Genomic DNA, 12543 nt, shown 5'->3' with positions numbered 1-12543 from the left:
CTCGCTGCTAAAGTGTGACGAACATCACATTGCTGTCATTCGGGATGAGGGAAGGGAATGAACTGGAATCAGGGGTTTGGCCGTTTGGTCTGTCGGGTGCTGAGCCATAAGTGGGTGCGCTCCGAGTCGGGCCGACGCGAGTGCGCGCGTTGCGGCCGGGTTGAGCAGCGAACCTGGCGTTTCGGCTAAAGCGCGACTCGTCATAGGGATCGTCCGCTTTCCTGGCCCGTTGCGGCATCGCGTAGTGATGGGTGGCTCATCGATAGGTTGGATGCTTGTCGCGGTCATCGCAGGTTCGATAGCTCGCATCCAGTCGCAGAGGCGCGTCCGGGCCTGATGGAGGCGCCTTCGATGCCATCGAAGGCGAAGCTCTTGATTAGGGAAAACTACTGGGGCGCGTAGCGGCGCCTGCGTGCCACAATCGGTAGGAGGCATTGGGAGGTCTGCCATGACCACGGCCGTTCGCTTACAGCTTGATCTGGCGCGGCACCTTTTCGTCATCCTGATCGTCGGCGTACTGATGCTCGGCAGCCTGTACGTCTTGCAGCCGTTCCTGGCTGCACTCATCTGGGCCACCATGATTTCCGTGGCCACGTGGCCGATCCTGCTCAAAGTCCAGCATCGTGTACGCGAAAAGCGCTGGCTTGCCGTGTTGGTCATGATGCTTGCGATGTTGCTGGTGATCGTGGTGCCGATTGCGGCAGCGGTGCTCACCCTGGTCGATCACGCGGCTGGTATCCACGCCCTGGTCGAGGCGATGCCGCAATACGCACTGCCTGCGCCACCCGACTGGCTGCTCAATATCCCGCTGGCGGGAAAGAAGCTTTGGACACAGTGGAAGGCGTTGTCGGACGCCGGGCCGGGTGGGCTGATGGCACGTGTCGAGCCGCATGCCGCGCAGATCGTCAATTGGGCACTCAGCCAGGCGGGCTCGATAGGCTCCCTGCTACTTCATCTGCTGCTCACCACCATCATTACCGGCATCCTGTTCGCCAAGGGCGAGATCGCGGGACATGCCGTGGTCCGCTTTTCGCGGCGGGTCAGCGGGCAGCGCGGGGAAGTGGTGGTGCTGCTCGCGGCGCAGGCGATACGCGCCGTGGCGCTTGGCATCATCGTCACCGCCGTCGCGCAGTCCTTGCTCGGTGGCATCGGGTTGTTGATTGCGGGTGTTCCGCTGGCGGCTGTGCTGACTGCCGTGATGCTGATTCTTTGTATCGCCCAGCTGGGCCCGGGCCTGCCCTTGCTCGCGGGTGTGGGCTGGCTGTACTGGCAGGGCCATACGGTCACCGCGCTCGTGCTGCTCGTGTGGACGGTGATCGTTGGCACGCTCGACAACTTCCTGCGACCCCTGCTGATCCGGCGGGGCGCGGATCTTCCCTTGCTGCTGATTCTGGTGGGCGTGATCGGCGGTCTGCTTGCGTTTGGCCTGGTGGGGCTTTTTGTCGGGCCCATGATTCTCGCGGTCACTTACACGTTGCTGCAGACCTGGATCAACGAAGTGCCAGACGATCAGGAGTCCGAGGTTTCACCGCCGCCTCCCGTCTAGCGAGCGGCGGCGGTGCCATGGGGGCGGGGCTGGCATTTCCCTTCGCCGTCCCCACATCGGTGGCTTCCCCGCCGAGGAAGCCACATGACTCCGTTTTCCGTACTCGACCTGGCGCCGGTCACCGAGGGCAGCAACACCACGCAGGCGTTTGCCAATACGCTCGATCTGGCGCGCCGCGTCGAACAGCTGGGCTATACGCGCTACTGGCTGGCCGAGCACCACAACATGCCGGGCATCGCCAGCGCGGCGACTGCCGTGCTGATCGGGCACGTAGCAGGCGGCACGAAGAACATTCGCGTGGGCGCGGGCGGAATCATGTTGCCCAATCACGCGCCGCTGCAGGTGGCCGAGCAGTTCGGAACGCTGGCGTCGTTGTATCCAGGTCGTATCGATCTCGGGTTGGGACGCGCACCAGGCACCGATCACGCCACCGCGCGTGCGCTGCGGCGTTATTTCGACAGCGCGGACGCGTTTCCGCAGGACGTCGCGGAGCTGCTGGCCTATTTCGAGCCAGCTACCGCCGAGCAGCCGGTGCGCGCCGTGCCGGGTGCGGGCATCGAGGTGCCAGTGTGGTTGCTGGGCTCCAGCCTTTTCAGCGCGCGACTTGCCGCCGCGATGGGCTTGCCATTTGCGTTCGCCTCGCATTTCGCGCCGGATGCCATGGACGAAGCGCTGGCGCTGTACCGTCGGGATTTCCGGCCATCCGCGCGACTGCAATCGCCCTACGCGATGCTGGGTATCAACGTGGTGGCGGCCGATAGCGATGCCGAGGCACGGCGCCTGTTTACCACGCAGCAGCAGAGTTTCGTCAACTTGCGGCGTGGCATGCCGGGGCTGATTCCTCCGCCCATCGACGATATCGAGAATTACTGGACGCCTACCGAAAAGTTTGGCGTGGAACGCGCGCTGGCCTGCGCGGTTATCGGGGACGCCAACTCGGTGAAGCAGGGCATTGAAGCGTTCGTAACGCGGCATCGCCCCGACGAGTTGATGGTGACGGCCAACGTGTTCGATCACGAGGCGCGATGTCGTTCCTTCGACATCGTGGCGAAGGTAAGAGAACGCATCGCTGCCGGCGAATGACGGCAGCGCTCAGGAGACGACGAAGTTCTGTCGAAGATCCTGCCGGCAGCGTGCAAGCAGCTGTTCGGGGAACTGCGTGATCGAGTCGTCGACGTAGCCTGCCTCGCCATCCATCAGGCCTTGTTCGGCCAGCAGTTGGCACATGGCCAACCGTTGCGCAGCGTGCAACACGCGGCTCATCGGCAGCACCATGGCGTCCGCACCGGTGTCCGCGTGCTCGATCAGGGCATCAAGCACCGGCGGCGGGAGATCCCAGTGCCTCCCGGCTTGCACGCTGAGCTGGGCGGCAATGCGGGCGCAGCCGGCGACAAACGCCTGTGAACAGGCGGGCAGGGTGTTACTCAGGTCCTTTTCGAGCAGCCGCGCGACGGCGCCCAGGCCGCTGTAGGCGACCAGGCCGGCCAGCTGAGCCTCGAACGGATCGCATTGTCCCTTGCTGAGGAACACGGCCGCGTGCGCGCAGCGTTCCGCGTGGTCCCACAGCCGCTGGCCCACCAGCTGACCGTTGGCGCCGGCGCTGGCCATCAGGATGGGTTTCATCACGTAGACCGACACCACGTGGCGCAGGCCGATCTGGCCGAGCAGCACCACGGCATGCTGCAGGCTGCCCACCGGGTGGGCGGTGCGATAGGTCACGCTGCCGGTGACACGCATGACTTCACCGACCAGCACCGGGTCGCGCCGGATCAGGTTGGCCAGCTGAGCGCCATTGAGGTTGTCGCTCTTCATTGCGCGCATCAGCTGGGGCAGCACCGTAGGCATGCGCGGCAGCGTGCGCACGTCGAAGCGGCCGCTGTCGCACAGGTCCTTCAACCGCTGCAGCAACAATTGTTCCCGCGCAAGGTTGGCGCCATCGCGCGCGTTCACGGGCAAGTTCAGGATGAAGCGGTTGAAGCGCTCCTCGATCTCGTCGCCCGTGACGGTGCCATGGGGCAATGCTTCCATGGCATCAGGCATGTTGTGGTCGGTCGCAGGCGGGCGCGGCGCCGGTGTTGCAGACGCGCGTTCACGTGCGAAGAACCGCCACCAGTAACCCATCATCTTGCTATCTGCTCCCGCTTCACGCCCCCGCTCCGCTGTTGTATCGGCGCGGGGCGGAAAATATGTAGCGCGAAATAACGAACCTGCGACGCGCTGCTCAGCCTTGGGCGCGGGCCTGCAAGTGATTGATCCAGCTGGCGGCTCCCAGGCCGGCGCGGCGTCCGCTGGCGAAACAGGCGGTCAGCAGATAGCCCCCCGTAGGTGCTTCCCAATCAAGCATTTCGCCGGCGCAGAACACACCGGGCAGGATGGTGAGCATCAGTTGGTGGTCCAGTGCTTCCAGGCGCACGCCACCGGCACTGCTGATGGCTTCTTCGATCGGGCGGGCGCGCTTGAGCTGCAGTGGGAGGCGCTTGATGGTGCGAGCCAGCGTGTCCACATTGTGGAACTGCTCGCGGGTCAGCACTTCATGGAGCAGCGCGGCCTTGACGCCGGTGAGGCCGGTTTGCCGGCGCAGGTGCTCGCTCATGGTACGGCTGCCATGCGGTTTGGCGAGGTCGCCGAGCAGGCGCTCCAGGGAGCGGTCCGGGGACAGGTCAAGCTCGATGGTGGTTGTGCCGTGTGCGGCAACTGCGTCGCGCAGGACACCGGAGAAAGCGTAGATCAGGCTGCCTTCGATACCGGTGGCGGTGACGACGCACTCGCCCTGTCGCGAGTGTGCGTTGCCGGCCGCGTCGCGCAGGTGAATCACCACGGGCTTGAGCGGCGCACCCGCGAAACGGCTGGCGAGAAGCTCGCTCCAGCCGATGTCGAAACCACAGTTGGACGGCACCAGTGGCGCCACATCGACACCGCGTGCCATCAGCCACGGCTGCCAGGCGCCATCGGAGCCGAGCTGTGGCCAGCTGCCGCCGCCCATCGCGAGCACAGTTGCGTCGGCGCTAATTGCGCGCTCGCCATCTGGCGTGGCCATGCGCAACGTGCCGTCATCGTTCCAGCCCAGCCAACGATGTTGCACGTGGAAGCGCACGCCGCTTTCACGCAAGCGGTGCACCCAGCCACGCAGCAGTGGCGCGGCCTTCAGGTCGCTGGGAAACACACGACCCGAGCTGCCGATGAAGGTTTCGATGCCAAGTCCTCGCGCCCACGCGCGTAATGCATCGGCGTCGAAATCGTGCAGCCAGCGGCCCACTTCCATTGCCCGCGAACCGTAGCGCTGCACGAAATCGGGCTTGGGTTCGCCATGCGTGAGGTTCATACCGCCCTTGCCGGCGATAAGAAGCTTGCGGCCGACCGAGCCCTTTGCCTCAAAGAGATCAACGTCGACGCCCGCCGCCCGCGCGGTCTCGGCCGCCATCAATCCGGCGGGGCCGCCGCCAATGATGGCGAGGCTGGTGCGAACGGGGAAAGCGGAGGACATGGCCGCTATCAGTTCGGCAGCGTGGCCGTCATGCGTCGCAGCGGATCCACCGCCACGCTGGTCGTCTCGCTCATCACCTGCAGCTGGCCATCCTGGATCAGGCACTGCAGGCGCATGCCGCGCTCGGACATGGCCGCCAGCATGTCCACCGTCTCGGCCGGAATATCCAGCACGGTGAGGTTGCGGTTGCGACCGAGGGAGCCGGCGATCTTGTCCCACCAGATGTCAGCGCTGCGGCCGCTGTAGTTGATCACCACCACCTGCTGCGCACGGCCACACGCCTTGCGAATGCGCGCCTCGTCCGGCTGGCCCAGCTCGATCCACTGCTCGATCTCGCCGGTGTATGCCTTGCGCCACAGCGCCGGCTCGTCCTCATCGCTGAGGCCCTTGCCGAATTCCAGGCGATCGTCGGCGTAGAGGGCGAACGCCAGCAGGCGCACCATCAGGCGCTCGGCCGTCTCGGAAGGGTGCCGCGCCACCGTCAGCGCATGGGTGGCATAGTAGTGCCGGTCCATGTCGCTGACCTGGAGCTCGGCCTTGTAGATGGTGGCGTTGAGGGCCATGGGGGGTGCCTGCGGAAGGTAACCACCCATTGTACGCGCCCGGCACGGTCAGCTACGGGGCATTAAGTCCAGCAGGGGCTTGAGCAGATCCATCGGCAACGGGAAGACGATGGTGGACGCCTTGCCGCTGTTGGACATGTCGGACATCGTCTGCATGTATCTCAGCTGCAGGGCCTGTGGTTGCTGCGAAAGCATCGCAGCGGCGTCGCGCAGCTTCTCCGCAGCCTGCAGCTCGCCTTCGGCATGAATGACCTTGGCGCGCCGCTCGCGCTCGGCTTCGGCCTGGCGGGCGATAGCGCGCACCATGGTTTCGTTGAGGTCGACATCTTTGATTTCGACATTGCTCACCTTGATGCCCCACGGGTCGGTGGCCTCATCGAGGATTTGCTGCAGGCTGCGATTGATCGAGTCGCGCTGCGAGAGGATGTCGTCCAGTTCGTGCTGGCCCAGCACTGAGCGCAGCCGGGTCTGCGCGAGCTGGCTGGTGGCCTGGAAGAAATCAGCCACCTGCAGGATCGACTTGTCCGGTTCCACCACCCTGAAATACACCACCGCGTTGACACGCACCGAGACGTTGTCGCGCGAGATCACGTCCTGCGGTGGCACGTCCATCACTGTCACGCGTAGGTCCACCCGCATCATGCGTTGCACGATGGGTATCAGGATCACCAGTCCGGGCCCCTTGGTGCCGGTGTAACGGCCGAGCGTCAGCACCACGCCGCGCTGGTACTCCGGCAGCACCTTGATCGACAGAAACAGCAGCGCTGCCACCCAAACCACGATCACACCGACGAAGCCGAGCATGAGCATCTCCTTTTGGTATCGACATCAGGCCGGGGTAACCCGCAAAAGCAGGCCATCGCGTCCCACCACGCGCACGCGCGTGCCGGCAGGCAGCGCCGATTCGCAATGCACGCGCCATTCTTCACCGCCAATGCGCGCCCAGCCTTCGCCGCCGGCTGTTACCGCCTGCAGCAATTCGCCAGTGGTGAGCAGCATCTGTGCGTCGCCATGAAATGGCCGGGTTCGTCGCGAACGCCTGACCAGCCGCAGCAATAGGGCGAACAGCACCACCGCGGAAAACGCGATGCCACCGATCACGCCGAGGTTCACCGCATAGCCCGGCACGCCGGTGTTGAAAAGCATGATTGAGCCGATCACGAAGGCAATCACGCCACCGATGCCGACGGCACCTATCGAAGGCACCAGCGCCTCTGCAAGCATCAAACCCACACCCAGCACCATCAGTGCCAGGCCTGCGTAGTTCACCGGCAAAAGCTGCAGCGCATAGAGGCCGATCAGCAGGCAAATGGCGCCAGCTACGCCAGGCAGCAGTGCGCCGGGGTGAAACGCTTCGATCACCAGCCCATACATGCCGGCAAGCAGCAGCATGTAGGCAATGGTCGGGTGGGTAATGATGTCGAGAAAGCGCGTGCGCCAGTTCGGCGCGTAGTCGCGAATGGGCAGGTCTGCCACGTGCAGCGTGATCTCGTTGCCTGCCACGCGCACGTGACGCCCATCGGCTCGCGCCAGCAAGGTTGGGGTGTCGGTGGCGATCAGGTCGATCACGTGTTTCTGCAATGCCTCGTCCGCGGTCAGCGTGGCTGCGCCGCGCACGGCCTGCTCGGCCCATTCGGCATTGCGTCCGTTGAGTTGCGCCAGCGATCGGATTGAAGCGATGGCGTCGTTGAGCACCTTGTTCGATTCGGCGTCCGTGGTGGGGCGCGCGGCGGTGCCCGATGGCGCAGGCGGATTGCCCAAAGGCAATGGACTCCCGCCACCCAGTGGCACCGGCGTTGCGGCGCCCAGGTGGGTGGCGGGCGCCATGGCGGCCACCTGGCAGGCATAAAGAATATAGGTGCCCGCGGATGCCGCCCGTGCACCGCCCGGCGCGACGTAACCCAGCACGGGCTGCCGCGCCGCCAGGATGCTGGCGATGATTTGCCGCATCGAATCGGACAGCCCGCCGGGCGTATCCAACTGCAGCACGATGACGGAAGCGCCATCGCGATTGGCTCGATCGAGGGTGTCGTCAACGTATTCGGCGGCGGCGGGGCCGATGGGCCCGGTCAACTCGATGCGAGCTGCAAATCCACCGGCACGCACAGACCCGTCAGCGACCTGTCCGGCCGCTGCTGTCGCGGCCAGCGTCACTAACAGCGCGCTGGCCAACATCCCGGCCCATCGCGTCACACGATGCCTCCTGGCGGGTGGCATCGTCACATTGCGCCAAGGAATGTTGCCTCGGTGTGAGGTGGAATCGGGCGCGTCGGCTGCACGGGAACGGCAAGCAAGGCCGCCCGGGTTTCAGCTGAAGATCGGCCGCCCATCCTGGTCAAGCAGGCCACGCTCCACCAGCCACTGCTTTGCATTCGCCGCATCGTGGTCAAACCACGCCTGCGCGGAGCCGAGCCGAAAGGTGTATCCCCAAGCATCCATATCCAGCATCAGGCGTTGGCGGCCGACGCCCGGTAACTCATCGGCGAGCACGATCTGCAGGTAGCAGGTGGCGTCTTCCTCGTCGATCGAATCGGTGGCGTCGGTGTGTACCAGGGCACGGCGTTCCGACGGCAGCACCATCAGGTGGCCGGCCTCGTGCAGCAGCGAGTGCACCGGCGTGTCATCACGGGCGTAGACCATGGTGCCGATGATGCCGGCCTCTTCATCACCCCAGAAGCTGCCAGGAATAGCCTGCTCTGGCTCCACGCGAGTCAACTGCAGACCGTAGCGGGCAAGCAGCGTCGCCGGCGCGGTAAAGCCGATCTGGCCGAGGCGAATGATGCTGGCTTCGGCAGGGATAGGGAGGTTGTTCACTTGCATGGGGCAGTAGCGCGCCGGCTGCGGTCAAACGGCGGCGCGGGCACAGCCCGCGCCGCGCTGTCAGACGGACTTGGCCGGGGTGTTCTCGGGCAATGCCACGGAAAGTTCGAGGATCTCGTGCCCGCTGTCGCGCTCAAGACTGATGTTGATGGCTTCGAGGTCGACGTGGACGTATTTCTTGATCACTTCGAGCAGCTCGTTGCGCAGCAACGGCAGGTAGTCGGGTGCGCCACGGGTGGAGCGCTCCTGAGCCACGATGATGCGAAGGCGCTCCCTGGCGACGGCAGCGGTGGGCTCCGGCTTGCGCTTCAGGAAATCAAGAATACCCATCGCTATCAACCTCCGAACACGCGCTGGAAGAAGCCCTTCTTCGGCACATCGACGAAGCGCAAGGCGCGTTCTTCGCCGAGGATTCGTGCCACTGTGTCGCTGTAGGCCTGGCCAGCGAACGAGTTGTCGTCGAGGATTACCGGCACGCCTGCATTGGATGCAGCCAGCACGTTCTCCGATTCGGGAATGACGCCAACCACGTTGATGCCGAGGATTTCTTCCACGTCCGTGACACTGAGCATCTCGCCCACAGCCACGCGGGCCGGGTTGTAGCGGGTCAGCAGCAGATGCTGCTTGATCGCGCCATCACCGCGCTCGGCGCGACGTGTCTTGCTGGCGAGCAGGCCGAGGATGCGGTCAGAATCGCGCACCGAGGACACTTCCGGGTTGACCACCACCACGGCGTGGTCGGCGAAGTACATGGCCAGGTGCGCACCCTTCTCGATGCCGGCTGGCGAATCGCATACGACGTAGTCGAAGCCTTCCTTGCCGAGGTCTTCGAGCACCTTCTCCACGCCTTCCTGGGTGAGGGCGTCCTTGTCGCGCGTCTGGCTGGCGGCCAGCACGTAGAGGGTCTCGTAGCGTTTGTCTTTGATAAGGGCTTGCTTGAGCGTGGCCTCGCCGTGCACGACGTTGACGAAGTCGTACACCACGCGCCGCTCGCAGCCCATGATCAGATCGAGGTTGCGCAGACCGACGTCGAAATCGATCACCGCGACTTTCTTGCCGGCCATGGCGAGGCCAGTGGCAAGCGATGCGCTGGTCGTGGTCTTGCCGACGCCGCCCTTGCCCGAGGTGACAACGATAATCTCAGCAGTCAAGGCTCATCTCCGCGTGATTCTTTGTAGTAATAATGGTCGATCGTCAAAGCTTGGCGATCACTAATTTTTCCCCTTCGAGCCAGCATTGCACAGACTGGCCTTCCAGGTCTTTCGGAATTTGTTCAAACACGCGGTAGTGTCCAGCGATGGCCACCAACTCCGCGCGGAAGTCGGAAATATAGATGCGCGCCTTCTCATCGCCCTGTGCGCCAGCCATCGCACGACCACGCAAGTTGCCGTAGATGTGAATGCTGCCGTCGGCGATGACTTCGGCACCGTTAGCTACCGCGCCGGTAATGACCAGGTCGCGATCGCGCGCATAGACCTGCTGGCCCGAACGCACGGTGCCTTCGACATGCTGCGCACCCAAGTTGGCGACCGCGGGAGCCGCCTCGTTGCGCACGGGTTCGGCGCGACGTGCGGGCTCGGCCGGGGCAGCAGCAGCCGGTGCTGGCGGAGCGATGCTGCCGCCATCGGCCGGTTCATACGCTGCGCGGAATTTGGCGATCAACGGCAGGCCCATGCGGCGCGACAGTGCCTCGACATCGCTGGTGCCATAAGCCAGGCCCACCGGCAACATGCCGGCGCTGCGCACGGCTTCGAGCAGGGCGTCGACCGTGCCTTCGTCCGGCAGCTCCAGCAGATGGCTCAGGTCCAGCACCACCGCAGCGCGGGAAAACAGCTGCGGGGCAGCGCGCACGCGGCGCTCCAGCTCCTCGCAGAGCGCAGCCGCGTCAACGCGGCGGATGCGCACATTGGCAATACCGACCTGGCCGAAGCGCAGGTCACAAGCGTCTTGAGTATCCATTTGTACATTCATGAGCGCCGCTCTCCGGCGAGGCGGCGCTGGGGGGCATCAGGGTGGAAAGGGCGATGGCGTTCCGCCAGCCATGGCACATCGGGCAGACCGTCGTTGTCCAGATAGCTTTCTCGCACGTAGGCGTAGCTGGGCAGGTCCTTGGCAAGCAGGCTCACCTGGGGACCTTCCGAACCCATGCGCTGCTGGCCCACTTCCTGGAATCCATAGGTGCCATGGAACAGCACCACCACGTCGTCGCGTGGCTCCAGGAACACTTCGCAGGTAAGCAGCGGCACGCGCACTTCGGCATAGCTGGTCACGTCGCAATAGAAGATGCGACCCAGGCCATGACGACGGTAGGCGTTAGCGATGACGATGCGGTCGATATAGGCGAACTGCGGGTAATGCTCGGAGAACCAGCGATAGTTGGTGCTGTCGTAGTCGCTCCCTTCGCGCAGCGCGATAAGGAAGCCGGCAAGGTGGCCATCGATCTCGGCCACGCGGAAATAGTCCGCGTAATCGTAGAAATAGCGCAGCTGGACGGCGTCTAGGGCGAGGATGGTGCGGCCGGCGGCGTTGTTGAGCGCCAGTACGGCATCCAGGTCGTGCTCTCGCACGTCGCGGATGGCAAGGGCCATTCGTTGCTCCGCTTTGTGTGGTTCGAGGACAAGACCGTTGGTTCGGCCCCGCGTGTCGGCGGCATTATGACATGCGTACGGCGGCCGCACATATCACGGCGCACCATGTAAAACCTTTGTAAAGCGTCAGCGCACATGGCTTCTGGCAGGGGGAGGGGAATGACTTCTCACGCATTGCACCACGCCCGCTGCCGGCTGATGATGCGTGTATGGCATGGTCAAACATCAATCACATTCGGCTGCTGCGGTACGCCGGCCTGACCACGTACCTGTGCGTGGCGCTGCCGCTGCTGCCGGGTAGCTGGAGCTTGGCGCAGGTCAATTCGTGGTGGAGCAACCCCGATATCTCGGGCTGGATTTTTTCCTACCTGACCTTCGGAGTCACCTATCTGCTGTTGACCCGGCGCTCGACCGTGAACCGGCAGAGCGGGCTTCCCACCATCAGTCGCCTGATCGGTCTGGTGATCCTCACCGGTTCGGCGATCGCCATGGGCTGGTTCAGCCAGAGCGGCCTGTCGGCCATGCTGATGCTGGTGATCGCGGTGGTGCTGCCGTGGCAGCTGCCGGTGGGCGCTGGGCTGGTGTGGATGCTGATGCAGAACCTGATGCTGATCCCCATCATCGCCAGCTACAAAGGCTGGACCACGGTGACAGCCATCCTGCAGGTGTGCATGTACCTGGGCATTTCCGCGCTGGTGTTCTTCACATCGATGATCGCCAGCCTGCAGGCCGAGGAGCGCGAAGCCCAACGGCGCCTCAATTCGGAGCTACGCGCCACCCGCGCGCTGCTGGCCGAGTCAACCCGCATTGCCGAACGCATGCGCATCGCCCGCGACCTGCACGACCTGGTCGGCCATCACCTCACCGCGCTCAGTCTCAATCTGGAAGTGGCCAGCCACCTCGTCAATCCTCAGGCGGCCGAGCACGTGCACAAGGCCCAGGTGACGGCCAAGCATCTACTCTCGGACGTGCGCGAGGTGGTGAGCGAGCTGCGCCAGGATGACGCCATTGACCTCACCCAGGCGCTGCGCAGCCTGATCGAAGGTGTGCCCGGCCTGCGCGTGCATGTGGAAACGCCGCCGCGTTTCAGCGTGGAGGACCCGCGTCGCGCGCAGGTGCTGCTGCGTTGCGCGCAGGAGATAATCACCAACACGGCGCGACACGCCGGCGCGCGCAATCTGTGGCTGCGCTTCGATTACGTCAATGCGAATCTGCTTGAGCTATTTGCACGTGACGACGGTCGAGGCGCAGCGAATTTCAGGCCTGGCAACGGCCTGTCCGGCATGCGCGAGCGCTTGACCGAATTCGATGGCAGTGTGACGGTAGATCTGGCCCACGCGCAGGGCTTCGCACTCACCGTCCGTTTGCCGTTGGGAGAGGTGTCTGAGCTGGCGCACACGCCGTCACGGTTCGAACCGCCTGCTCTGGGCATGCTGTAAGAATTCACGTCTGATCGATCGGTCGTGCCAATATGAAGTGCTTGGATAGCAACATCGTTCTTCCCCGCTGGCCGCGGGCATCGCACGCAGGCCACAACCGCTT

At 64.4% G+C, this 12543-nt stretch carries 13 protein-coding genes; 3 read left to right on the top strand and 10 right to left on the bottom strand.

The annotated features are described in order from the left end of the window. Positions 1-448: 448 nt before the first annotated feature. Positions 449-1546: an AI-2E family transporter YdiK gene (gene ydiK, locus AC3CBN_RS18640; RefSeq protein WP_488634479.1), complete on the top strand. Its 1098-nt coding sequence runs from the start codon at positions 449-451 to the stop codon at positions 1544-1546. Positions 1547-1630: 84 nt separating this feature from the next. Beyond that, positions 1631-2629, top strand: a complete 999-nt coding sequence (locus AC3CBN_RS18635) for an LLM class flavin-dependent oxidoreductase (protein ID WP_488634478.1) — start codon at positions 1631-1633, stop codon at positions 2627-2629. Positions 2630-2638: 9 nt separating this feature from the next. Here the strand turns inward: AC3CBN_RS18635 and AC3CBN_RS18630 are convergent, their stop codons facing one another. The 10 genes from AC3CBN_RS18630 to AC3CBN_RS18585 form a co-directional block, all read right to left on the bottom strand. After that, positions 2639-3586 carry an HDOD domain-containing protein gene (locus AC3CBN_RS18630; protein ID WP_488634477.1) on the bottom strand — a complete coding sequence of 316 codons (948 nt, stop codon included), beginning with the start codon at positions 3584-3586 and terminating at the stop codon, positions 2639-2641. A 181-nt stretch (positions 3587-3767) separates the two neighbouring features. Next, on the bottom strand, positions 3768-5030 hold the full coding sequence (locus tag AC3CBN_RS18625; RefSeq protein ID WP_488634476.1) for a TIGR03862 family flavoprotein: 1263 nt from the start codon (positions 5028-5030) through the stop codon (positions 3768-3770). Positions 5031-5038: 8 nt separating this feature from the next. After that, positions 5039-5593 carry a YaeQ family protein gene (locus AC3CBN_RS18620; protein ID WP_488634475.1) on the bottom strand — a complete coding sequence of 185 codons (555 nt, stop codon included), beginning with the start codon at positions 5591-5593 and terminating at the stop codon, positions 5039-5041. A gap of 48 nt (positions 5594-5641) precedes the next feature. Further along, positions 5642-6397, bottom strand: coding sequence for a slipin family protein (locus tag AC3CBN_RS18615; protein ID WP_488634474.1), 756 nt, complete (start codon positions 6395-6397; stop codon positions 5642-5644). A gap of 24 nt (positions 6398-6421) precedes the next feature. Continuing rightward, entirely contained in the window at positions 6422-7786 is a 1365-nt protein-coding gene (locus AC3CBN_RS18610) for an NfeD family protein (protein ID WP_488634473.1), read from the bottom strand. A 114-nt stretch (positions 7787-7900) separates the two neighbouring features. Continuing rightward, positions 7901-8413, bottom strand: coding sequence for a hypothetical protein (locus AC3CBN_RS18605; RefSeq protein ID WP_488634472.1), 513 nt, complete (start codon positions 8411-8413; stop codon positions 7901-7903). Between the two features lie 60 nt (positions 8414-8473). Beyond that, the gene (minE, locus tag AC3CBN_RS18600) at positions 8474-8743 is read right to left on the bottom strand and encodes a cell division topological specificity factor MinE (protein ID WP_488634471.1); all 270 of its coding nucleotides are present in this window, start codon (positions 8741-8743) and stop codon (positions 8474-8476) included. A gap of 5 nt (positions 8744-8748) precedes the next feature. Continuing rightward, positions 8749-9564 (bottom strand): septum site-determining protein MinD, encoded by an 816-nt coding sequence (gene minD, locus AC3CBN_RS18595; RefSeq protein ID WP_488634470.1) that lies wholly within the window; start codon positions 9562-9564, stop codon positions 8749-8751. Positions 9565-9607: 43 nt separating this feature from the next. Beyond that, positions 9608-10384, bottom strand: coding sequence for a septum site-determining protein MinC (minC, locus tag AC3CBN_RS18590; protein WP_488634469.1), 777 nt, complete (start codon positions 10382-10384; stop codon positions 9608-9610). Beyond that, positions 10381-11001 (bottom strand): GNAT family N-acetyltransferase, encoded by a 621-nt coding sequence (locus AC3CBN_RS18585; RefSeq protein WP_488634468.1) that lies wholly within the window; start codon positions 10999-11001, stop codon positions 10381-10383. The genes minC and AC3CBN_RS18585 overlap by 4 nt, the downstream gene beginning before the upstream one ends. Positions 11002-11210: 209 nt before the next feature. On the opposite strand from AC3CBN_RS18585, the gene AC3CBN_RS18580 reads away from it, so the two are divergent. Beyond that, complete coding sequence (locus AC3CBN_RS18580; protein WP_488634467.1) at positions 11211-12440, top strand: sensor histidine kinase; 1230 nt, start codon at positions 11211-11213, stop codon at positions 12438-12440. The last annotated feature ends 103 nt before the right edge of the window (positions 12441-12543 follow it).

The sequence above is a fragment of the Dyella sp. OK584 genome, assembly GCF_057787755.1.
This window is presented reverse-complemented; position numbering and strand designations above follow the sequence as displayed.

What these genes read in the sequence shown, in the direction of transcription:
- ydiK (WP_488634479.1), top strand. Translation starts at nt 449, where the DNA reads ATGACCACGGCCGTTCGCTTACAGCTTGATCTGGCGCGGCACCTTTTC.
- AC3CBN_RS18635 (WP_488634478.1), top strand. Translation starts at nt 1,631, where the DNA reads ATGACTCCGTTTTCCGTACTCGACCTGGCGCCGGTCACCGAGGGCAGC.
- AC3CBN_RS18630 (WP_488634477.1), bottom strand. Translation starts at nt 3,586, where the DNA reads ATGCCTGATGCCATGGAAGCATTGCCCCATGGCACCGTCACGGGCGAC.
- AC3CBN_RS18625 (WP_488634476.1), bottom strand. Translation starts at nt 5,030, where the DNA reads ATGTCCTCCGCTTTCCCCGTTCGCACCAGCCTCGCCATCATTGGCGGC.
- AC3CBN_RS18620 (WP_488634475.1), bottom strand. Translation starts at nt 5,593, where the DNA reads ATGGCCCTCAACGCCACCATCTACAAGGCCGAGCTCCAGGTCAGCGAC.
- AC3CBN_RS18615 (WP_488634474.1), bottom strand. Translation starts at nt 6,397, where the DNA reads ATGCTCGGCTTCGTCGGTGTGATCGTGGTTTGGGTGGCAGCGCTGCTG.
- AC3CBN_RS18605 (WP_488634472.1), bottom strand. Translation starts at nt 8,413, where the DNA reads ATGCAAGTGAACAACCTCCCTATCCCTGCCGAAGCCAGCATCATTCGC.
- minE (WP_488634471.1), bottom strand. Translation starts at nt 8,743, where the DNA reads ATGGGTATTCTTGATTTCCTGAAGCGCAAGCCGGAGCCCACCGCTGCC.
- minC (WP_488634469.1), bottom strand. Translation starts at nt 10,384, where the DNA reads ATGAATGTACAAATGGATACTCAAGACGCTTGTGACCTGCGCTTCGGC.
- AC3CBN_RS18585 (WP_488634468.1), bottom strand. Translation starts at nt 11,001, where the DNA reads ATGGCCCTTGCCATCCGCGACGTGCGAGAGCACGACCTGGATGCCGTA.
- AC3CBN_RS18580 (WP_488634467.1), top strand. Translation starts at nt 11,211, where the DNA reads ATGGCATGGTCAAACATCAATCACATTCGGCTGCTGCGGTACGCCGGC.